Source organism: Cyanobacteria bacterium GSL.Bin1, assembly GCA_009909085.1.
GTDB lineage: Bacteria > Cyanobacteriota > Cyanobacteriia > Cyanobacteriales > Rubidibacteraceae > Halothece.
The window spans coordinates 1-23,426 of the sequence record JAAANX010000050.1 but is presented as its reverse complement, the minus strand read 5'-3'; the positions used below and the strand labels follow the sequence as shown (position 1 = coordinate 23,426).

The following is a 23,426-nucleotide window of genomic DNA, read 5'->3' as shown; positions in this document are numbered from 1 at the left end:
CAGCTGCAGCGAATAACTGCATCCACTTTAAGGCATTGCAGCCGTTAGTCTTTGTTTTGACCTCGATTTCTAGCGTTTTCTAAGCTTTCGCCACCTCCCTCTATTGAACAATTTAGACTTGTCTCTCATCAGTATTGACAAGTTCTCGTTGACAGGCGGGAATCATCAACGCAACGGTTTGTCCCTACGCTGTCAACTTATGGAACTTAATCCTAATCCTAGTCTCAAAACTCTAGTTATAGAAATTACAAGCATTAATCACGCTTGGAAACAAGCCTCAGAAGAACTTTTGGATCATAATGCGGGCTTAGCTATTTCTCTGCGCGATCTCAAAAGTAGTCTTCAACTGCGACTATTACGGAATTATCCCCAACAAGTGTATCTCGTCCTTGATGAAGAAACAGAGAGCGAAGAACCGCTTTATAGTCTTCGTTTGCGCGATCGCATTAACGGACATTGGAATGCAGCCCATCTTCCTGTGCGGGTTGCTGAAGAACTTTTAACTGAACAAGAATTAACGCAATTGATTCAAAGGAAAAATAGTGAGGAATTTTCATCAATATGTTGAGCGCGATCGAAACAAATAACTTGTTTTTTATTAACATTGTACGGATCATTTTCATAATCGGATTGCTCATTGAAGCGTATCTGTGTTTTACCTATTACAGGCAAACTGGCAAAAAAGCAAACCAAATTAGTAAAAATCGCGATCTTTCTATTTTTAATAAAGGAAATATTCGCAGTCCATTACATTTTATTCCAACTTTACTGACCGCGATCGGAATCTTGGGAACTTTTTGGGGGATTTCTCAAGGCTTACAAGGCATTGCTTTAGAAAATATCAATAATACTGATGCACTTCTAAACAATAGCACTGAACTTTTAGCAGGAATGAAAACTGCTTTTACAACTTCTCTTTGGGGCTTAGGTGGCGCAAGTTTATTCATTTTTATTCTCGCTGGTAGCGAAACCTTAAAACGGATTCGCCGTAATTCTCTCATGCCGAAAATTCGTGAGCAAAATAATCGCAATCAACCCTCAGATCCCATTGAAGAATTAGGCAAAATTGCGAAAAAACTGGAAGGGCTAGGAACTCTCAACGCTCAAAATATTGGAGAAGAAGTTGCGACTGCTTTAAAACCAAGTTTCCAAGAGTTCAGAACTGATCTTCAAACTCAAAACGAAACTTTGCAAGCGTTAGCTCATCTTAAACCTGAAATAATTGGTGAGGAAGTTGCAACCGCCTTAAACCCTACTTTTGAAGAAATTAAAACAGATCTCAACCTTCAACGTGAAACCATTGAAAACCAACGTCAAGAACTTCTACAAACTTTAATTGTAGAACTAAAAACAGAGGTTATTGAACCTGTAATGACTCGTCTTGATGAAAGCGCAGCAATGACTCAAGAGGCTTCGAGTGCAGTTAAAGAACTGAAGGAAGAATTAGGGGGAATTTCTGAGAGTTTGGCGACATCTATTCAAACCATTCAACAATTCCAAGAACAAACGCTTGGACAACTCGAAGCCTTTGCTCAAAACCTACAACAAATTTTAGATCAGTTTAAAACCGATACCCAAGGCGTAATGCAACAAGTGGCGACAGATATTAATAACGCAGTTGATCAAAGTATTTCAGGAATGGAAGCCCAACGAACTGCTTTTGCTGAAAGTGCTGAACAAGCCTCCACAACTTTCCGAGGAATACGAGAAGACTTAGAACAAGCATTGACCACTCAAGCGCAACAGCAAAGAATAATGCTCGAAGAAGTACAAACTTCTACTCAAAACATTTTACAGGAAGCAAATAACGCTTTTGTGGAACAATCAAACACACTGACTCGCGTTGGAAATGAAGCCTCTGAGATGATGAGTAACGCTGGTGAGAATTTACAAACCAGTATTACCCAAGCCATGAATGAGAGTATTTCAGGCTTAGAAACTCAACGTCATGCTTTTGCTGAAAGTGCGGAAGAAACAGCAAATACTTTCCAACAAATACGAGAAGAATTACAAACTGCTCTCAGAACGCAAGCGCAACAACAAAGAACCATGCTTGAAGAAGTGCAAACTTCTACTCAAGATATTTTACAGGAAGCGAATAACGCTTTTGTGGAACAATCAAATACGCTGACTCGGGTTGGAAATGAAGCCTCTGAGATGATGAGTAACGCCAGCGATAACTTGAATGAAACATTAACTAATATTGATTTCATGTTGCAAAATACTCGTCAAACGGTACAGCAAGAATTAGAAAACTTTCGCGTTACCTATCAAAATTCACTCAATCAGTTTTTTGAAGAACAAAATAACCTCCTTGAAGAAACATTAGGAAGACAGCGAGAAGGCTTAGAGGAAGTTGTTAAAGAATTACAACGAGTTTTCCAAGAAGATACCAAAAATATGACAGAACAAGTGATTGAAAGTATGGAGAAAATTCAAACAACAACAAAAGCTGTTAGCGACCTAGCAAATACAACTGGTTTAACGTCTGCTGAACGTTTGGAACAAATTCAAGAAATAGCCAGAACTCTCGGAAGTGAATCGGAAAAAATCAATCAAGCCTACGATAATCTGATTCAAAAGTTCAATCAAGGGTTAGAAACTTGGAATGAGAATTTAAACAAATACTTTGAACAAGCTAATCAAACTTATGAACAAGGACGACAAGAATCAGAACAAGCAGCAGAAGAGGTTTGCAGTCAACTCAATAAAACTTCTCAAGGATTAATGGGTGTTGCTCAACATTTGGTAGCAGCAGCCAATGATTTAAGAAATTCTGATAGTAATCGTTAAAATTTTCATACATTTTCCTTAGAATATCAATTTAGGGAAAAAATAAATTTTTGTAGTCAATAATTTGGAGAAAAATGTCAGATCTTAAAAAACTTAATTCTAATTCTGAACTCGATCTAGATCTAGATATTGAAGAAGATCAAGAATCAGGAGTTTGGCTTTCGATTAGTGATTTGATGTCAGGATTACTTTTGTTTTTTGCTCTCTTATTTATCGCAACTCAAGTTCAATTGCAAGAAACAATCAAAGAGTTACAAAAATATAAAGATATTCTAGAAAAATTGCCTTCGCTAATTGCAGACGAAATTGAAGATAAAATTGGTGATGATGCTGTAAAAGTTGATCCAGAAACAGGAGATGTTAGTCTTGATGATAAAATTTTATTTGCAGAAGGAGAGTCTGAGCTAAAGCCAGAAGGAAAACAGTTTCTCAATAGATTTATTCCTACGTACAGTAAAGTGATTTTTTCTGATCAAGAATTTGAACAAGAAATCGCACGGGTTGTCATTGAAGGACATACGAGTTCTAAAGGTTCAGATGAAGCGAATCGGGCTTTAAGTTTAGAACGGGCTTTATCTGTCACTAATTATATTTTTTCTGATCAACTTAATTTCCCTAATGAAGAGCGTTTTGAGGAGAAGATTTTAATTAGTGGTCGTGGAGAAATTGATGCGAATCAAGCAAGTGATGACCCTAGAGATCGGAAAGTAACATTCCGCTTTCAATTACGTCGTCCTGATTTTAGTGAATTTGTTAATCAAGAAGAGGGGAAAATTAAAAAATCAATTGATAAAGAAAGCAAATAAAATTACTTTTAAGATGGAGAAAAATTAATGACTAAAGAAAGTCGGTTTATTCCTATTGCATCTATCTCATCATTTCAGTTAAAACCAACAGCACTAACAAAATTAGCTGCTGAAATTGGAACGAATAATAAATTTTCTCCGCCAGAACTACCTCCCGAAGTAAATCAATATCAAACTCGTTCTCCTCGTTCTTTAGATGAAATTTTTATGGATTTAGCACAAGGAAACGCCGAAAATATTAGTTTATTGGAGTGGGTTTACTGCATTTCTTATAAAAAAGACTGGGATCAAAAACATTCAAAAGACCAACGATTATCAACTTCTCGCTTGATTTGGGAAAGTGCTATTGATAATGATGTTGTAAAACAGCGTTTGTATTGGCGTTTAGCTCATTATTATGACGGTTATCGAAATAGTTTAGCACCCTCTTTGGTAGAAACCTTTTCTAACTTATCAGATGTCAATGATGATGATTTACCTGTTAAAATTCTAATTACCTTGCAACGGCGCGATCCACTTTTACCGATAGCTAAACTTTCACTTCAAGAAGAGTTAACACCTCAAGACTTATTTAAAACTGCTCAACTACCTACTAATTTAAGCATTATTGATCATGCTTTAGAATATGTCGCGACTGCTTTTTCTGAGCAATTAAATCCCAAACAAAAAAATGTTAATTGGTTACTCAACTGTTTGCAAGATATGACGATCGCGCAAGAAATTAGTGCAGTCGAAACCTTACTAAAAACAGTTAGTGCCGAAGTTGGGGGACAGTTTAACAATTTAGTCCAGTGGCTACAAACTAATTATAGTTCACGGGCAACAGCATCGAAGTGGAATCGGCTTTCTCCTGAAGGAAAAAGTGCGTTAAGACAATGGTTTAGTGCAGCTAACTATCGAGATTTCCAAAGGTTAGTTGAAATTATTTTAAAACGGTTACCCTTACAAGACTGGGAAGAAAATCAACTCGATAGCAGAAAGTATTTTTGGGAGCAATATTCAGATCGATTTGAACGCATTCGCATTTTACTTCCGCAGTCTTCAGTCAATGTTGTAGGAAATCAAATCCAACAAGATATAGATATTATTAAAAATGATGGGAGTGAGGAAACAGAAGTTTGTATTTTTGATTTTGGTGATTGGTTTGTTGTCGAGTTTTTCCGTGGGAGTGGAAGTGAAACTCGCATTTTTAACCGTCATCAGTATCCGAATATTGAAGAAGAATTGTTTGAGTCTTCTCAGTTATCCGTAAAGCGTTTACGGGCTTTCGGTGGAGAAAGACATGATCATAAATACCTGTGGCAAGTGTATTGTGAAAGATGGCTGCGAAAACGAGGAATTTTACCCAACTCTGGTACAACTCATTTCAAACGTAGGAATAAAAATAATCCCAATCAACCTTATCTTGATCCTTATAACCCTCAGCAGGGGCTTCGTGAACCTGATCGAGAAAAGCAATGGAAACGGGAAAGCGTTTTAGTACGCTGGCGACGAGAAATTGATCAGTTAGAACGAGAAGCACGAGCAGCTTTTCCTCTACCGCTTTTTTCCAGCAGTATAGCAAGCTTATACCCGCGAAAGGGGAGTTAAATCCTGAAGAATCCGCCAAGCATGATCGCTATAATACCAGGACAGGACTTCCACTTCATGATCCTGATAGCGATAAACGAAGAACACGAGAAAGAAATTTAATTAGATGGCGGAGAGATAATTGAGCAACTGGAACGAGAAGCAAAAAGAGCTTTTTCCTAGATGTGTGTTTAGAGGGCTTCAACTTCAAAGTTAATGTCAAAAAACTGTAACAAATACTACAATCCCCCTGCGATCGATAGGCATAGTCTGAGACACTAGAAGAGCAGTTATTTAAAATAGATGGGAGGATAGTGTGGGCGGATCGCGTGATATTCCTTTAGCCAATCGTGTTCGTAAAGTAACTCCTTCGTTAACGCTAGAAATTTCAGCCAAAGCCAAAGCGATGCAAGCAGATGGCTTGGATGTGTGTAGCTTTAGCGCGGGAGAACCGGATTTTGATACGCCAAAGCACGTTGTTGAAGCAGCGAAAAAAGCGCTGGATGAGGGCAAAACCCGTTATGGGGCTGCTGCTGGGGAAGCCCGACTTCGCAGCGCGATCGCGCACAAACTTTACACTGACAATAACTTACCCTACTCTCCCAATCAAGTCATTGTCACCAACGGTGGCAAATACTCGCTGTTTAACCTCATGCAGGCATTTATTAATCCTGGTGATGAAGTCATTATTCCCTCCCCTTACTGGCTGAGTTATCCGGAAATGGTAAAACTTGCCGGCGGTATCCCCGTTATTGTTCCTACCACTGCTCAACAAGAGTACAAGATTACCGCCTCGCAACTCGAAGCCAGTATTACTCCCAACAGTAAGCTTTTTATTCTGAACTCCCCCACTAACCCCACCGGTGCGGTTTACTCCCGAGATGAACTCACCGCCTTAGCGGATGTCATTGTCAGTAACGATCTCTGGGTGGTTTCTGATGAAATTTACGAAAAAATTCTCTATGACGATGCCGAACATATTAGCATTGGTAGTTTGAATTCAGACATTTTTGCTCGCACCTTAGTGAGTAGCGGCTTTGCCAAAACCTATGCCATGACTGGTTGGCGGGTCGGTTATTTAGCAGGTAACGAAGAAATTATCAAAGCAATGACCACTATTCAAAGTCATAGTACCTCTAACGTTTGTACCTTTGCTCAGTATGGCGCGATCGCGGCGTTAGAAAATCCTCGTTCTGAAACGGCGATTGACGAAATGCGAACGGCTTTCGCTCAGCGACGACGAATTATGTTAGATGTATTGACGAAGGTGCCAGAACTGAGTTGTTCCACTCCTTACGGTGCCTTTTACCTCTTTGTCGATATCAGCAAAACTGGAAAAACTTCGTTTAACTTTGCTAACGAATTACTAGAAGAAATGCAGGTGGCAACGGTTCCGGGGATCGCTTTTGGTAACGATGCCTGCATTCGTTTATCCTATGCCACTGATTTAAAAACCATCCATAATGGACTGGAACGTCTCACTAAATTTGTCCAATCTTAAAGCCTCTGGTTTAGACTAAAAAAATCTTTCCGAAAGCTGATTAACCCCTTTGTCGAGAATTGCTAAGTTAAAGCGCGATATGATGACAGGTTACAGTAACGGTAGCTGCTATCACTGTTGAGTTCACCCATCAAAACCTTTCGGACTAAGCATCAACCAGGAGGAGGGAAAGGAAAGAATGAATACCGATCATCGCAAACAGATTGCTTTAATTTCCGTACATGGTGACCCTGCCGTTGATATTGGAGGGGAAGAAGCGGGCGGACAAAATGTTTATGTACGGCACGTGGGAGATGCTCTGGCGGGCTTGGGTTGGGATGTCGATATGTTTACTCGCCAGTCCGATGCTAATAATTCCCGTATTGTTCAACATCAAAAGTTTTGTCGCACGATTCGTCTAACTGCTGGTCCGCAAACCTTTATTCCGCGTCAAGAAATTTTTGAACACTGTGATCAATTTGTGGAAGAATTACTGAAATTTGCTCGCAAGGAAGGGAGAGAGTATGCACTGATCCATACCAATTACTGGTTATCGGCTTGGGTGGGATTAGAACTCCGGAGGCGGTTATCACTCCCGATGATCCATACTTATCATTCTTTGGGGGCAGTGAAATATCAATCGGTAAAAGAGCCCCCCCATACTGCAAGCCGACGTTTAGAAATTGAAAAAGCCACCTTAGAAACTGCTGATTGTATTGTTGCGACCAGTCCTCAAGAAAGAGACGATCTGCGCTCACTCGTTTCCACTCGCGGTAATATCGAAATTATTCCCTGTGGCACAGATATCCATCGCTTTGGTTCGATCACTCATGAACAAGCGCGAGCCAAATTAGGCTTTGCACCAACAGAAAAAATTATTTATTACGTGGGACGCTTCGACCCGCGTAAAGGGATTGAAACCTTGGTGCGAGCCGTTTATCAGTCTCAATTGCGTGGCAAAGTCCCTTTACGGCTCATCATTGCCGGGGCTTACAGTCCTGGTCAAAGTGACGGTGAGGAAAAAGACCGGATTACAAAAATTGTAGATGAATTAGGGCTGAGTGAGATAACAGACTTCCCCGGACGCATTTCTGACGAGGATCTGCCCGTATATTTTGCTGCTGCCGATGTCTGCGTTGTTCCGAGTCACTATGAACCTTTTGGTTTAGTACCGATTGAAGCCATGGCAAGTGGCACGCCGGTTGTGGGCAGTGCTGTTGGCGGGCTTAACTTCACTGTCGTCTCCGAAGAAACTGGATTACTGGTTCCCCCCAAAGATGAGCAAGCATTCGCGAAAGCAATTGATCGCGTTTTAAATGATCCCCAATGGCGCAATCAACTCGGTGAAAATGCGAGAAAACGGATGGAAAGCGAGTTTAGTTGGGAAGGGGTCGCTTCACAACTGAGTCACTTATATCGCTCTATCCTCAATTAAATGAAACGGCTTAACACTGTGTTTCCCATTAGTCATGACCAGGGGGGATCAGGTTCTCGACCCTCGAAACCAGAAGGGAGTCACCGATTAACTCGGGTTGAGGAAGTAGCGAAACCATTTCAAAAATCTCGGAAAACTTGCTAATGTGCTAAGAGGGGTCAACTATTGATGAGAACCTAATTTATGGAAACGATTTGGGAACTTGATTTCTACTCTCGTCCGATTCGAGATGAAAACAATAAAAAGCAGTGGGAAGTCTTAATTTGTGAAAGTCCCCTCGAGGTGCAAGCAACCGAAGCAAAATTGTTTCGCTATTCCAAGTTTTGTGCGGCACAGAATGTGAACTCAATTTTCCTGCAAGAAGCTTTGAAGGAGGCGATGGAAAAGGCAGACACTGCCCCCAAAAAAATTCGCTTCTTTCGTCGTCAAATGAATAATATGATTACGAAAGCCTGCGATGATTTAGGGATTACTGCGCTTCCCAGTCGGCGCACTTATGCGTTACAGAAGTGGTTACAAGAGCGATTAGAACAAGTTTACCCCCAACAAGAAGGCTATGATGAGACGGCGATGAGTAATGCCTCGGTGCAATATCCCGCGGAAAGTGCGGTGATTCTTCCCGATGCGATTCGGGGGGATAAGGGGGATAAGTGGGCATTTGTCACCCTGGAAGCAGCAGCTTTTCAAGAGATGGGAGAGTGGGAGATTAGTTTTGGAGAAGGGTTTCCTCTCTCTTTATTTGAATTAGCCTCAGAAACGAAGATTCCGGGCTTGGTTATTTTTTCACCGCGGGCGATGCCATTTGCCGGTTGGATGTCGGGGATGGAACTTTCTCAAATTCAATTGCAGCAGGGCAGCTTGCCCCGTTTAGTGCTACAAACCGGTAGTAGTGAATGTTGGATTTTAGCTGATATTACCAATCCAGAGACGCTCAAGGAAGCGCAAGGATTTGCTGCTGCCAAGAAGGAGGCAAAAGGGGTTCACTTCTTAGCCATTCAGAGTGATCCGAGTTCGCAATCCTTTGCCGGGTTCTGGTTACTAGCATGATCAACCCAGAGGAAATTTTAGAAACGGCGCAAAAAGCTGGGGCAGAAGAAGCAGAGGTCTATCAACTGATCTCTCGTTCTCATCCGGTCTATTTTGAAGCCAATCGCCTTAAGCAGCTCGAAACCATTGAATCAGAAGGTATTGCCTTACGGGTGTGGCGCGATCGCGCCCCTGGTGTGACTGTCGCTTATGGGAAAGTGGACCCCGAACAAATGGTACAACGGGCGTTAGCGTTGTGTCCCTTGAATCCCCCAGAAACGATTGAACTCACCGCTGATCATCAGCAAGTTTATCCGACACAGGGTCACTCAGTTGCCCAAGATCATCTCATTGCAACCGGTCAAAGCGCGATCGCGCAACTCTCTAACTTCAATTCCAGCGTCATTTGTAGCGGAGAACTCGACTGCGAACAACACACCACCCGCCTCCTCAATAGCCGAGGAACCGACTGTCAATATACTGACATCAGCCTCAGTGCCTTTTTCCAAGTGGAGTGGGTCCGCGGCGAAGATTTTTTAGGGATTGCCGATGGGATTGAATCAGCCCATACCCTTGATTTACAGCCTCTTCAGCAACGCATTGCCCAAGGGATGAAGTGGGCACAAGCAACGGTTCCGGCACCGCAAGGACAGGTTCCCATCATTTTTATGCCGAAATCAGCACCGTTATTTTGGGAGACTGTGATTGCTGCACTCAATGGAAAACGCATTTGGGAGGGGTCTTCTCCCTGGAGTGATCGCGCAACGCAACAAGTGATCTCAGACCAAATTACACTCTGGCAAGATCCGACCCGTAATCCTGAACGCTGTCCCTTTGACGATGAAGGGACACAGACACAGCAGCTAACTCTCATTGAGAAAGGACAGTTAAAAGAATTTTATCGCGATCGCGCTATAGGACGTTTACTCGGGACAGGCAGCACTGGTAATGGTTTTCGTCCCAGTTTAGGGCGTTATCCCACCCCAAGTCTGATTAACTTAATCGTTGCCCCTGGTAAGGGAAGTTTAGACGATTTAATCGCCCAATTAGATAACGGACTGGTCATTGATCAACTCCTAGGAGGCGATGCAGATCTTTCGGGAGACTTTTCCGCCAATATTGAACTGGGCTATCGCGTTGAAAACGGCAAAATTACCGGTCGTGTGAAAGATACAATGGTTGCCGGTAATATTTATACGGCACTCAACCACCTGATTACTCTCGGAGAAGATGTGCAAATGAATGAATCTTATGTCACTCCTTCTCTGGTTGTGGAAAGCTTATCCGCTGTTAGCTAGAAAAGAGATATTCAGACGCCTCTTCTGCACTCATGGGCTGAGCAAAATAATAGCCTTGTCCAAATTCACAATTGAGTTGTTTGAGTTGAGCCACTTGAGAGGCTGTTTCGATCCCTTCTGCAGTAATACTCATTCCCAATGCTTTTCCTAGATAAATGATCGCGCGGATAATTTGCAAGTTATTGACATCGCTTTCTAAAAGATTGACAAAGGCGCGATCAATTTTCAGGTTATTAACCGGAAACTGCTGGAGATAACTCAGAGAAGAATACCCGGTGCCAAAATCATCAATACTGAGTTCAATACCGCGCGATCGAAAGGCTTTGATCACTTTGACAGCTTGGTGTAAATTTTCCATTGTCAGCGTTTCTGTAATTTCTAATTTCAACTTTAATGGCGATAACCCAGTTTGATACAACACGGACTCAACATCATGAAGGAGACTTTTTTTTCGAAATTGCAACGGCGATAAATTAACGCTAATTTGTAAGTCTGGCTTGCCCTGTTTTTCCCATACCTTTAATTGCTGACAGGCTTTTTTTAAAATAACCATACCAACGGGAATAATTAAACTTGTTTCTTCCAAGCAGGCGATAAACTTGTCTGGTAAAACTAACCCTTGCTCTGGATGTTGCCAACGAATGAGGGCTTCAAAACCACTGATCCGATCTTGCTTTAAGTCAATAATGGGCTGATAGTAAACGCAAAATTCATCTCGGACTAAAGCTTGGCGCAAATCTCTCGCTAGCTGCAACTTTCCTCTTGTGATTTGATGCATATTGGCTTGGAAGTGCTGGTAATTATTTTTCCCTTTTCTTTTTGCCCAATTCAGGGCTGTATCTGCATTACGCAAAATGCGTTCTGCATCTTTTTCCCAAGGTACGCTTTGATAAACCACTCCCATTGAAATTGACAAATAAATTTCTTGGTGACTAATCAAAAACGCCTGTTTAAAGGCAGCAAAAATTCGATCAATAATCGCCTGTACGTTTGCTTCATTTCTAGCATGGGTGATCAGAATACAAAAATCATCTTCGCCGAGGTGAGCAAACCAATCATTAGCGCCTAAACACAGAGAAACGCGATCGCGAATGGCTAACAGTGCCTGATCGCCAATTTCATAACCATAACAACTATTCACCAACTGAAAATCATCACAATCAAAATAAAGCAGCCCAAATCCTTGATCTGTACTCAACAAATCATTCAGCTGCTGCAAGAGAGAAAAACGAGTCGCTAACCCTGTCAGTGGATGATAACAAATCATATCCTGCAGTTGGCGGGTACGGGCTTCTACTTTTTGCTCTAAAGTTTTATTGAGTTCCCGAATTTTTTGATATTGGTTACTTATTCGGAGCATAGAGCGCACTCTTGCTCGTAATTCTAAACCACTAATGGGCTTACTAATAAAGTCATCGGCACCAGCTTCTAAAGCCTGCGATAAGCTGGCGCGTGTTCCCAATGCGGTCATCATAATAATGGGAATACCTTGATGAGCGCGATCGCTCTTAATTAATCGGCATAACTCCAGCCCATTCATTTCTGGCATCATCAAATCTAATAAAATCAAATCAATTTTGATCTGTTGCAGCTGCCTTAAGGCAATTTTCCACTTTTCTGCATAGTGGAATTGATAGATCTGATCGTAGAGTAAGCTTTCAATCACATCATAGTTATTGGGATCATCATCGACCACGAGAATGGATGGGTAAGTGTCAGTGTATATATCCATAATTTTACTGACTCTCGATTTTGACAGGCAGCTCTTGATTGATGTTACTCATTTGGTTCAAGATTTTTGGTCTTGATATTGCGCGAGAACCATCGTAATTGCTGCATGCACTTCTCGCTGTTTATAAGGCTTTAAAATGTACCCTTGACCACCACTTTCTTGTACGCGCTTAAGCGTCTCGTCATCGCTATAAGCCGTTAAATAAATAATCGGGATATCAAATTGTTCTCGAATCTTTTTTCCCGTTTCAATACCATCCATTTCTCCGGCAATTACAATATCCATTAAAACTAGATCGGGCAGATTATTTTGGATGATTTCCAATGCTTTTTTTCCAGAAGAGGCAGTTCCTACTAACTCATAACTTAAATTTTCCAATTGCCGAGCCAAAGACTTTGCAATAATGAGTTCATCTTCAACAATTAAAATTTTTCCCCGACTCGATTTCATCTCTCCTCCTTTAATTTTTTAATAGCGTTGACGATATTGTAATTCTTGGAAAGTAATTTGAAAACTTGCACCTTCGTTGTTAGTGTTAGTAATTGATAACTCGCCTTGAATTTGCTCAGTTAAGGTTACAATCAGTTCCATTCCTAAAGATTGGACTTGCATGGGATCGAAATTGGGAGGTAATCCTACACCATTATCTTTAACTTCTAAAGTGATTTGATTATTATCTTTGCTTTGGCGTAATTCCAACCAAACTTTTCCTTCACAACCATCAGAAAAGCCATGTTTAAGAGAATTAGATATTAATTCATTTACAATCAAACCACAAGGATTTGCGGTTTCTACATTCAGCCAAACTGGTTCTAGTTTTAATGCCAATTCAATGTTCTGATTGTCGGCAATATAAGAGTCGAATAAAGTCTGTGTCAAATCTCTTAAATAATCAGCAAAGTTGATTTTTTTTAGCTCTGTGCTTTGATAAAGTTTTTCATGGATGAGTGCCATAGAATGCACCCGATTTTGACTTTCATTCAGCAAAGTTGATACTTTTTCATCTTCAGCATAGAGACTTTGTAGTCCCAATAAATTTGACACAACTAAGAGATTATTTTTAACTCGATGATGAATTTCTTTTAAAAGTAAATCTTTCTCCTGTAATGAAGTTTTAAGTTGTTCTTCATCGCGTTTGCGTTCTGTAATATCTCGATACATCCATAAATGACCTTGACAGGAACCATCCACCCAAATTGGCGCATAATCGCGCTCTAAAATCCGGCCATCTCGCAGCGTCCATTCTTCATTAATAACGGATTTTTGGCCTCGCAACAGCATGGTATTTTGTTGACAAAATCGTTCAGGCTCTGAGAAATACACTTGATAATAGTCTTCTAATTCAGAATTTGTTTGTCCGGTGAGCACATCAATCGCAGGATTGAGGTTGAAAATTTCGTAAAATATCTGATTGGGTAAAATAACATTCCAATTTTTATCCTGAAGGAGAACACCACTCTTTAATGTATTCAGTAATGTTATCAGTTGATTAGTTGTGACTTGCAGTTCTCTCTCTGCTTGTTTCCATTTTGTAATATCAATTCCTACGGTTACAATCGACTGTCCTTGCTCATATTTTTGAGCAACAATTAGATTTTCTCGTAGTTTTTCTTGAAAGTTAACACTCAGAATGATTTGTGCAGTTTCCCGCTTCGTTTTGCCAATAAAGTCCTGAATAAATGTTTCAAATTCTTGAGCAGAATCTAAAAAACCTAAGGGTTGACCCACAAATTCTTCAGTAGCTATCCCCACCGCTTTCGCAAGCCGTTGGTTAACGCCGCGATATCGCAAGTCGTTCCCGATCCAAGAGATAAAACCAGGAACTGCATCAATCACTGCTTGCAATTGTTCATTCATTTTCGCTAAGGAGACTTCTGCTTCTTGACGATGACGTAATTCTTCTTCTCGACTGGCCAATAAAGCTCGCAACTGATCATATTGCTTTTTAATCCGCACTAGACAAGCGACTCTTGCTTGAAGTTCAAGGTAATTCAAGGGTTTACTTAGAAAATCATCTGCTCCTGCTGCTAAAGATTGAACTAAGTCTTGTTTCTCGGTGAGAGCAGTTACCATAAGAATCGGAATGTGCTGTGATCGCGGATGATTTTTCAGCTCACGACAAAAACTGATGCCATCTTGATCGGACATCATCACATCCAGCACAATTACATCAACGGGTAAAATTTCTAATTGCTGCCAAGCATTATGGGCATTGCTAGCATATTGGAGTTGATATCCTTGATTGACAAGAGCCGTTTCAATGACATCAAAGTTATCAGGTTCATCATCTACAACTAAGATGGAGGCAGGTTGATCATTTGGCCAATTCATGTTTTTTTATGGCTTAATCATAATCAAATTTTAAGTGCAATAAAACCGAAGATTTACTTAAATTAAATAAAAATTAATGCTAATTAAATAAGTTAACCCCACGATAGTCCAGGCATAATATCGGTCAATACAAGAAACTTTGTTTATTTTTTATACCAAATAATCTGTCAATTACTAGTTATAATTATTAACTCTTAAATATTAATGATTAATGTTTTCTTCTTGGTTAAAATTTCTCCGTTTACGACCCGTTGATCAGCGCTATGCTCTCTTGGAAGCGTGTCTGATTGGAGTCATTTCAGCACTAGCAGCACTCACTCTCAAACAGGGGATTAGCTGGCTCGGGAATTATCGTGTGGCAGCGGCCAATGAACACGGTTGGCTCGTGCTTCCTCTTGCTAGTTTTTTGTTTGGCGGGTTAACTGGCGTTTGTTTGCAATGGTTGGCACCTGATGCAGCTGGCGGTGGCATCCCGCAAGTCAAAGCCGTTTTAGCGCAATTACCGATGTCGCTTTCGCTACGCTCCGCGATCGTGAAAATGTTAGGAACGATTTTTATTTTAGGGGCTGGGTTTACCCTCGGCAGACGGGGACCCACGGTTCATATTGGAGCGACGTTAGCGGCACAACTCAGTGTTTGGCTACCGACTTCTCCGCAACACCGCCGGCAGTTAATTGCGGCAGGGGCAGCAGCTGGGTTAGCAGCTGGGTTTAATACGCCGATCGCGGGCATTGTGTTTGTCGTGGAAGAGTTGATGCGAGATATTTCTGGGTTTACCCTAGAAACGGCCATTCTGGCCTCTTTTACAGGAGCGGTTGTTTCTCGCTTACTGGGATCATCCGATGTCAATCTCTCTGGGCTCGTTTCGGCAAGAGAATGGGAAGTAACCTTTGCGTCTCAGGAAATTCCGTTTTTTTTATTGTTGGGAATTACGGCTGGATTAGTGGGGGTATTGTTTAATCGGGGGATTCTATTCAGTCTCGGCTTCTATCAGAGTTTATCTTGGCCGCTGCCCTTACGAATTGCGGTGGCCGGATTAATTTCAGGCTCGATTATCGCAGCATTTCCCCCATTTTTCCGGGATAATGCCGGGTTACGGGATTTTTTAATTACCGGGGAAGGCGGTTGGCAAATGACCGCGATCGCGCTCATTGCCTATTTTTTTCTCACCCTGATTGCTTATGGCTCCGGGGCACCCGGCGGATTATTTTCCCCCGCCCTTGTCATTGGTTCGGCATTAGGCTACCTGATTGGCGTTGCCGAAGTGGCAATGGTAGGTGCCGGGAGTGCCAACACTTATGCCTTAGCCGGTATGGGAGCAATGTTTACTGCTGTCGTGCGAGTCCCCGTCACTGCCATTATCATTATTTTTGAACTGACTGCCAACTTTGAGTTAGTCCTCCCCTTAATGATTAGCTGTGCTACGGCTTATTTGGTGGCAGAAAGTCTCTCCTCTGGCTCTCTTTATCAAGAGTTATTAGCCGCAAAAGGGATCAACCTGCGAGAAGAAATGCAAGTGGATCCGCTGCTGGGGCGGGTGAGTGCCGAACAAGTGATGCAATATCCGGTGGAAACCCTTTCTACCGATTTAAATTTAGATGAAACTTGTCAAGCCTTTTCCCGTTCTCCCCATCGCGGATTTCCGGTGGTAGAACAAGGGAAGTTAGTGGGGATGATTACGCAAACTGACTTAGGGAAATTTATGGGACGCTCCCAACCCTTGCTCCTCCGAGACATGATGTCCCAGCGACCCGTTAGTGTTAGTCCTTCGGCACCCTTACAAGAAGTCCTTTATCTGCTCAATCGTTACCATCTCTCTCATTTACCCGTGACCAAGCAAGAACGACTGGTGGGCATTATTACGCGCAGTGATATTATTCGGGCGGAAGTGGAAGCCTTGCACGAGGCGAATCGTTTTGATCAACCCGCTGCCCAACGAGTCATTGGGGAACCGTCGTATATTATTTATCAAACACGCTCCCCCGCAGTGGGGAAAGGACGAATTTTGTTGCCGGTGACGAATCCCGAAACCGTTGTTGGTTTAACCGAGTTTGCCAGCGCGATCGCGCAATATCGGCAAGCGGAACTCGAATTATTACATCTGATGAAAGTTCCTCGCAACTTAGCTCCTGATCAGGCTTGGGTCAATCCCACCCTCGGTCGCCAATTATTGCAACAAGCAGAAGCCGTTGCTGCACAGTACAACTTACCGGTTCATACACAACTCAGAACCACCCATCAGCGCAGTGAAGCTATTTTAGAAGTCATCCAAGAACGGAAGATTTCTCTGTTGATTATGGGTTGGAAAGGAACAAAAAACATTTTTACGGGACGTTTATTTGGGGATATCACCGGCAAAATGATCCGAACTGCAGCCTGTGATGTGGTTTTTGTGAAAGGGAGTCGAAAAACAGTCCCTAAGGAGAAGTCGGTTACCCAACGGTGGCTCGTTCCCCTCAACTTAGGAGAAACGAACCTCAAACACCTGACTGACCTCTTACCCCAGTTAAGTGCTTTTTGTGCTGCCCCGGAATATATTTTGTGTACCATCAATAGCAATGGGAATCGTCAAAAATTAACCCCGAAACAAAACCCTCTCGAAGCCACTGTGCAAGAATTTAGCAAACAACTCCACGCCCCAGTGGAAGGAATTCGGTTACCGCCTCCAGCCACTGAAAATCAGGTGTTGCAATTAGCAACGGAAAAGGAATGTGATGTCATTGTTTTATTGACTACCTTACAACGGGCCTCTCGTTCTCTGGCTTTAGATGCTAGTTTCGAGCATAATCTGCCAGCGATGATTGCCAATCGGTTTTCCGGAACTGTTATCTTAGTCCGTCCCGGAGTCAAAAGTTAAGCCAAAATCGGTTAATATTTTTTGCGACCACTTGTTGGACAATAGAAAAATAGAGACACACGATTGAATTGCCTTGTCACCCAGTTCCCTTCTCTTGGTAACTGATCAGTGGTAACGAGTAACTGATAAATAGTGGTAGGATAGCGTTGATTTCCGCGCTGATTGATTCATTGAAGAAGTTTTAGTACGCCTCTGTTATGAACCAGAATAGTCACACGAGCGAAGAATCTCCGGTGCGTTTGCAACGAGACGAAACCCAAGTGGTGCTCTATCTCCCGCCTGCCCCTGTCCTGGATGGGACTAATGACTGGGCTGAGTTGTGGCAACAGTTAAATCATCGCCTCAATGCGAGTGAAAAGTTTTGGGAACCGCAAACGTTGGTCGCTATGCAAGCGCGCGATCGGCTTTTGGATGGATCACAATTAAACGCCATCGCGCGTGCGCTCAAACAAGTGGATTTATATCTCTTCTCTGTGGAAACCACGCGTCGGCAAACGGCTGTTGCCGCAGCAACAGCGGGGTACTCTGTCATCCAACCTCCTCCGGTTTCATCGCTGAACCCCTCTCGCAATGGGACCCCAATCAAGCATGGTGAACCCCTTTACTTAAAAACCACCGTTCGTTCGGGGATGGAGATACGCCATGATGGAACAATTATTCTCTGTGGAGACGTCAATCCCGGTGGAGCTGTCCTTGCCCAAGGAGATATTATAATCTGGGGGAGACTGCGAGGGCTAGCCCATGCAGGGGTGAAAGGGGATCGCACCTGTCGAATTTTTGCCTTACAACTGCAACCGACTCAGCTGCGGATTGCCGATGTTGTGGCGCGTGCCCCTAATCCACTTCCCCAGCAACAGCAACCTGAAATTGCATATATTGCAGCGGAAGGCATTCGGATTACGCGGGGACTCGATTTTGCAAAAACTCGCCGCTTTGATAGCGAAAAACAATTTTGGGAGGATCGAGCGGCTTAATGGGAAACCGAAAGCGATTTCTGCTAATGGTATCCGTTTCCTCCTGACTTACACCATGAAACTTGAAAATTAGTCGGTCTTATTCAATATAATTATGAGTCGAATTATAGTCATTACCTCTGGAAAAGGTGGCGTTGGTAAAACCACAACCACTGCCAATATTGGCTCAGCTTTGGCGAAATTAGGCAATAAAGTAGCGCTCGTTGATGCTGACTTTGGGTTGCGTAATTTAGATTTATTGTTAGGGTTAGAAAGTCGAGTGGTTTACACCGCAATCGATGTCCTCAGTGGCGAGTGTCGTCTCGAACAAGCGTTAGTTAAAGATAAACGTCAATCTGGACTGGTCCTGCTTCCTGCGGCACAAAGTCGCGGCAAAGAGGCAATCAACCGGGAACAAATGAAAGAGTTAGTGTCTCGTCTCGCCCCGGATTACGATTATGTAGTTATTGATTGTCCTGCTGGCATTGAAATGGGCTTTCAAAACGCGATCGCGCCCGCAACAGAAGCCATCATTGTCACAACGCCAGAAGTAGCAGCTGTACGTGATGCAGATCGAGTTATTGGGTTACTCGAAGCCAACAGTATTAGTAACACCAAACTGATTGTGAATCGGGTGAAACCAGAAATGATTCAAATGAATAATATGATGAGTGTTGAAGATATTTTAGATATTCTTTCGGTTCCTTTAATTGGCATTGTTCCAGACGATGAACGGATTATTGTCTCCAGTAATCGCGGAGAACCCCTAGTCTTAGAAGAAAAACTGTCAATTCCCGGACAAACCTTTAATAATATTGCCCGCCGGATCAAAGGAGATGAAGTCAGTTTTCTGAACTTGATGGACACGCAAGAAACGTTACTCAAGCGGATCCGTCGTTGGTTTACGGAACCGCTCTAAAACAATGACTTGTCGTCAGTTACCCAGTACCATAATGAATAGAGCGGGAGAGTCGGGTCACCCATAACTTTTTGATCACAAATGAAGAAATAGCCACATAGGATAATGGAACTTTTAGAACGACTGTTTAACCGTAACCCATCCCGCAGTAGTCGGGATGAAGCCAAACAACGCCTTAAACTGATTATTGCTCACGATCGTTCCGGGTTGAGTGAAGAAACTCTAGAAACCATGCGCAAGGAAATTTTAGAAGTGGTCGCCCGGTATGTGGAAATTGACATCGACAGTACCGAGTTTAATCTCGAAAGTGGAGAAGGGATTACAGCCCTGATTGCAAATTTACCCATTCGTCGGGTTAAAGAGTGAACGGCTTTGATGAATGAGAACGTTAAAATTAAAACGCAATCAATCTGAATGTAATTACTGCTGAAATCATTATGTGCCGTCTCCTCGGTTACCTCGGTTCGCCCGTACAGCTAGACCAACTCCTTTGTCAACCTCAACACTCCCTAGTTGTTCAAGCTTATCAACCCAAAGAAATGGAGTCGGCATTGATGAATGCAGATGGGTTTGGGATTGGCTGGTATCATCCTCACCAGGCAACATCGCCCTACATTTATAAACAGACAATGCCGATTTGGAGCGATCTGAACTTACCGCAAATTAGTCGCTATGTGGAAGCGGGATGTTGGTTAGGTTATGTTCGCAGTGCAACGCCTGGCTTAGCCGTTGATTTAAGTAACTGTCAGCCTTTTACCAGTGAGGGCTTATCACTCTCTCACACGTTATTGTTTACTCACAATGGCTATATCGATCAGTTTCGGAAAACCCTCTATCGTCCTCTGCGTCTCAATTTACATGATGAGGTTTATCTGCATATTCATGGCACCACCGACTCCGAACATATTTTTGGTTTAATTCTGCATCAGCTGTACACACAACCGAAACTCTCTTTAGCACAAGCGGTAGAAACAGCCTTGAATCAACTCAGTGATATTGCCCAAGCCCAAGGCAATATTTATTTTTGTGCCAACATTGTGGTGAGTGATGGTCAGCAGTTGGTTGCTAGCCGTTTTGCCAGTCGTTCGCCAGCACCCAGCCTCTACTGGCTAGAAGCGGATCCCAACTATCCTGATGCGGTTATCATTGCATCAGAACCGTTATTTGAGGGAAACTGGAAACGTTGTCCAGAACAAAGTATGATTTGTGTGGGAGAGGATGGAACAGTTCACATCAATCAAGTTACACCGCAGTGCTATTTATGATGCCTTAGAACAAACGCGCGATCGCAGCCTTGAATTTTTTGACAGCTTAGATTTTGATCGGTTTTGCACCCAAGCTCATCCTGACTTTAGTCCAGTGGGGTGGCATCTAGGACACATTGCCTTCACCGAAGGATTATGGATTTTAGAACACCTCAAAGGCACTCCTCCTCTCTACCCTCAATATCGCCAGCTTTTCGCTGCGGATGTTCTCCCCAAAGAAGACCGACAAAATCTGCCCTCGATCTCCCTCATTCTCGACTATCTTCACGATATTCGCGCTGCAGTTTTAGACTATTTAGAAACTGCACCCGTTGCTGAACAAAGTCGTCTTTGGTGGTGGCTGATTCAACATGAATGTCAACATAGCGAAACCATCAGTTTGATTTTACAACTGCAACAGCGCCAACGTTTGCCTTTGTATCCTATTGCTCCCTCTAACAGCACTGGAGAAGTCGTTGCTGAAATGGTCAAAATTCCAGCCGGCGAGTTTATCATGGGCAGCGATACAACCCCTCAAGATAATGCCCGTCCTGCCCATCCGGTTGATTTAGACGATTATTGGCTCGATCTCTATCCGGTTACCTGTGGACAATATCGACAATTTATGGAAGCTGGGGGATATCAAACTCGGGAATGGTGGTCCTCTACGGGATGGCAATGGTTACAAAATAATCCGGTTGCCAAGCCCTTATACTGGTCAGAAGGAAAAGAATGGGCCGATCACCCCGTTTATGGCGTCAGTTGGTATGAAGCAGAAGCCTATGCCAATTTTGTGGGGAAACGTCTCCCAACGGAAGCGGAATGGGAAAAAGCAGCCTGCTGGCAGCCCACTCTTGGCAAATCGACCACTTATCCTTGGGGAGAAGAGTTTCCTCACTCTGCCCACGGCAACTATGATACGCGCATTGGACAAACAACACCGGTGAACGCTTATCCGGCTGGAGAAAGTCATTATGGCTGTTACGACTTACTGGGCAATGTTTGGGAATGGACGGCATCTTGGTTCTCTCCCTATCCAAATTTTGAAGCCTATCCCTATCGCGGTTATTCAGAAGTTTATTTTGACAACCAGCATCGGGTGTTACGGGGAGGCAGTTGGGCCACTCGCCCTTGGGCATTAAACAGTAGTTGGCGTAACTGGTATTATCCGCATCTCCGTCAAATTTTTGTCGGTTTTCGCTGTGCGAAGACTGTTATAAATTAACTTGAGAAATTTAAGTGTTAGCTTTCTGAGACAATGACCATTTATATCCAAGATCCCGCGATTAAGAATCAATATCGTAGCACCGGCATTGTGCGCGGGATTTATCTACCTAGCGATACAGCAAGTGCTGAGGGTGTCTTAATGACGCGAGATGGAATGTTTCCCGCTGAATTGTTTCGGAGATGGTGGCAACCCCCCAATGAAGAACTGGTTTGGAACTGCTGGCTCAAAACCTTCAAAGAGGATCCTTGTCTCCATTTTATTTTAAAAGGAACCTATCGCAATGAAGAGGGAGCGAATATTGCACCGGATAGTATTTTAGAAGATCGGTTTAGTATTCGGGGGAATTTACTATTCTGGAATGAAGATCAAGGCAATTTTGGCATTAGTATCCGTCCCAATAAAGAAGCGATTCGTAAATTTAACCCTTTTTTTGTGGAAATTAAGGGTCACTTAGTGAATCCGATGCCAGGAGCATTTTGGGAAGTCGAAGCAGTAAGAAAAGGGAATGAACTGCTTTTAGTAGAAGCGCAAGAAGTGTTTCCACCTATGAAGAAAAAGAAAGGCAAACCGAAGCCCAAAGACAAAGGGAAAGAGAAAGCACCCTCTCCAACAATAAGCTCACGACCAAAAGGAAATCAATCTCAGGAAATAAGTCAAATATCAGAAAATTAATTCGTCATAATCAGGATATTATTCAAGCAGAAATAAGCGAAAAAGTGAGTAAAAATTATGTCATTTATCTTCTCTTTGATATAAAAATAAATAATTGATTAGAAATGCGACCTCAAAAACGATTGGCTCAGCATTGGCTCAAAAGTGAAAAAGCACTCAAAGAAATTATTACAGCAGCTGACTTAAAACATGAAGATATTGTTTTAGAAATTGGTCCTGGAACCGGGGTTCTAACGGACCAATTATTAGCAATAACCAAAACAGTCATCGCGATCGAGCTGGATCAGGCTTTAATTAAACATCTCAAGGAAAAGTTCCGTAAAACTGAAAATTTAGTGCTTTTACAAGGAGATTTTCTAAAGCTCGATCTCAATCAAATTATTTCAGAAACTCCAAATAAAGTAGTGGCGAATATTCCTTACAATATTACAGGACCGATTCTGGAAAAATTATTGGGCTCGATCACCCAACCCCAACAACGCTATGAAATAATTGTTCTCTTAGTGCAGAAAGAAATTGCGGAACGGATTTGTGCTCAATCGGGGTCAAAAACATTTGGGGCGCTATCAGTACGAACGCAATATCTGGCTAATTGTGAATTGATTGCTTTGGTTCCTGCCAAAGCCTTTTCCCCACCCCCAAAAGTTGATTCCGCGATTATTGCCTTAACCCCACGCCCGTTTCCGTTACCGGTGACTTCACCAAAACGATTAGAACAACTGGTCAAATTGGGGTTTGCCAATCGTCGGAAAATGTTGCGGAATAATTTAAAGGGTCTTATTTCTCCAGACACGTTAGAAAGGATTTTAGAAAAATTAGAAATTACTCCTTTAGCACGGGCGGAAGCGATTCGTGTTTCCGATTGGGTGCGACTATGTAATGAAGTGGATCAACTCATCCCTTCCCAGAAGTAGGAAATGAGCTTCGGGCGACAGCCCCGCGTTGTATGCGAAGCATCAACGTCGGGAAGGATAGCCCGTGACTCGTAGCGAAGCGGAGAGGCACAATCAATCTGGTCTTTCTTGCTTCTCAATATAGTTCTTAAGTTGAGATACCGTCACTCCTCCACAACTAGCAATGAAA

At 42.6% G+C, this 23,426-nt stretch carries 20 protein-coding genes; 16 read left to right on the top strand and 4 right to left on the bottom strand.

The genetic code is table 11. The features are described from left to right. The first annotated feature begins 199 nt into the window (after positions 1-199). From GVY04_05300 to GVY04_05265, 8 genes are all read left to right on the top strand, one after another. Positions 200-568 (top strand): hypothetical protein, encoded by a 369-nt coding sequence (locus GVY04_05300; protein ID NBD15569.1) that lies wholly within the window; start codon positions 200-202, stop codon positions 566-568. Next, a complete protein-coding gene (locus GVY04_05295; protein NBD15568.1) occupies positions 562-2,793 on the top strand; it encodes a hypothetical protein in 2,232 nt (743 codons plus the stop codon). Before GVY04_05300 ends, GVY04_05295 begins: the two co-directional genes overlap by 7 nt. A gap of 74 nt (positions 2,794-2,867) precedes the next feature. Continuing rightward, positions 2,868-3,599: an OmpA family protein gene (locus GVY04_05290; GenBank protein NBD15567.1), complete on the top strand. Its 732-nt coding sequence runs from the start codon at positions 2,868-2,870 to the stop codon at positions 3,597-3,599. A 27-nt stretch (positions 3,600-3,626) separates the two neighbouring features. Continuing rightward, a complete protein-coding gene (locus GVY04_05285; GenBank protein NBD15566.1) occupies positions 3,627-5,189 on the top strand; it encodes a hypothetical protein in 1,563 nt (520 codons plus the stop codon). 295 nt (positions 5,190-5,484) lie between these two features. Continuing rightward, entirely contained in the window at positions 5,485-6,669 is a 1,185-nt protein-coding gene (locus tag GVY04_05280) for an aminotransferase class I/II-fold pyridoxal phosphate-dependent enzyme (GenBank protein ID NBD15565.1), read from the top strand. Positions 6,670-6,847: 178 nt separating this feature from the next. Beyond that, positions 6,848-8,083, top strand: a complete 1,236-nt coding sequence (locus GVY04_05275; protein ID NBD15564.1) for a glycosyltransferase — start codon at positions 6,848-6,850, stop codon at positions 8,081-8,083. A 183-nt stretch (positions 8,084-8,266) separates the two neighbouring features. Further along, complete coding sequence (locus GVY04_05270) at positions 8,267-9,130, top strand: DUF1092 family protein (protein NBD15563.1); 864 nt, start codon at positions 8,267-8,269, stop codon at positions 9,128-9,130. Then, the gene (locus GVY04_05265) at positions 9,127-10,407 is read left to right on the top strand and encodes a TldD/PmbA family protein (protein NBD15562.1); all 1,281 of its coding nucleotides are present in this window, start codon (positions 9,127-9,129) and stop codon (positions 10,405-10,407) included. The genes GVY04_05270 and GVY04_05265 overlap by 4 nt, the downstream gene beginning before the upstream one ends. On the opposite strand, the gene GVY04_05260 is transcribed toward GVY04_05265, so the two are convergent. The 3 genes from GVY04_05260 to GVY04_05250 are packed head-to-tail and all read right to left on the bottom strand — an operon-like array spanning position 10,400 to position 14,212. Next, positions 10,400-12,139, bottom strand: a complete 1,740-nt coding sequence (locus tag GVY04_05260) for an EAL domain-containing protein (protein ID NBD15561.1) — start codon at positions 12,137-12,139, stop codon at positions 10,400-10,402. The two genes, GVY04_05265 and GVY04_05260, sit on opposite strands and share 8 nt — an antisense overlap. Positions 12,140-12,196: 57 nt before the next feature. Beyond that, complete coding sequence (locus GVY04_05255; protein ID NBD15560.1) at positions 12,197-12,589, bottom strand: response regulator; 393 nt, start codon at positions 12,587-12,589, stop codon at positions 12,197-12,199. 18 nt (positions 12,590-12,607) lie between these two features. Further along, positions 12,608-14,212, bottom strand: coding sequence for a PAS domain-containing protein (locus tag GVY04_05250; GenBank protein NBD15559.1), 1,605 nt, complete (start codon positions 14,210-14,212; stop codon positions 12,608-12,610). 469 nt (positions 14,213-14,681) lie between these two features. On the opposite strand from GVY04_05250, the gene GVY04_05245 reads away from it, so the two are divergent. From GVY04_05245 to rsmA, 8 genes are all read left to right on the top strand, one after another. Next, positions 14,682-17,327 carry a CBS domain-containing protein gene (locus GVY04_05245; protein NBD15558.1) on the top strand — a complete coding sequence of 882 codons (2,646 nt, stop codon included), beginning with the start codon at positions 14,682-14,684 and terminating at the stop codon, positions 17,325-17,327. 197 nt (positions 17,328-17,524) lie between these two features. Next, positions 17,525-18,301: a septum site-determining protein MinC gene (gene minC, locus GVY04_05240; protein ID NBD15557.1), complete on the top strand. Its 777-nt coding sequence runs from the start codon at positions 17,525-17,527 to the stop codon at positions 18,299-18,301. A gap of 94 nt (positions 18,302-18,395) precedes the next feature. After that, positions 18,396-19,199, top strand: a complete 804-nt coding sequence (gene minD / locus GVY04_05235; GenBank protein NBD15556.1) for a septum site-determining protein MinD — start codon at positions 18,396-18,398, stop codon at positions 19,197-19,199. A gap of 102 nt (positions 19,200-19,301) precedes the next feature. Then, a complete protein-coding gene (gene minE, locus GVY04_05230) occupies positions 19,302-19,565 on the top strand; it encodes a cell division topological specificity factor MinE (protein NBD15555.1) in 264 nt (87 codons plus the stop codon). Positions 19,566-19,636: 71 nt separating this feature from the next. Then, entirely contained in the window at positions 19,637-20,464 is an 828-nt protein-coding gene (gene egtC / locus GVY04_05225) for an ergothioneine biosynthesis protein EgtC (protein NBD15554.1), read from the top strand. After that, positions 20,418-21,668 carry an ergothioneine biosynthesis protein EgtB gene (egtB, locus tag GVY04_05220; protein NBD15553.1) on the top strand — a complete coding sequence of 417 codons (1,251 nt, stop codon included), beginning with the start codon at positions 20,418-20,420 and terminating at the stop codon, positions 21,666-21,668. Before egtC ends, egtB begins: the two co-directional genes overlap by 47 nt. 33 nt (positions 21,669-21,701) lie before the next feature. Next, positions 21,702-22,343 carry a hypothetical protein gene (locus GVY04_05215; protein ID NBD15552.1) on the top strand — a complete coding sequence of 214 codons (642 nt, stop codon included), beginning with the start codon at positions 21,702-21,704 and terminating at the stop codon, positions 22,341-22,343. Between the two features lie 104 nt (positions 22,344-22,447). Beyond that, on the top strand, positions 22,448-23,257 hold the full coding sequence (gene rsmA / locus GVY04_05210) for a 16S rRNA (adenine(1518)-N(6)/adenine(1519)-N(6))-dimethyltransferase RsmA (protein ID NBD15551.1): 810 nt from the start codon (positions 22,448-22,450) through the stop codon (positions 23,255-23,257). Between the two features lie 93 nt (positions 23,258-23,350). Here the strand turns inward: rsmA and GVY04_05205 are convergent. After that, positions 23,351-23,426, bottom strand: a 76-nt coding sequence (locus tag GVY04_05205) for an IS200/IS605 family transposase (GenBank protein NBD15550.1), incomplete at its 5' end; no start/stop codon positions are given.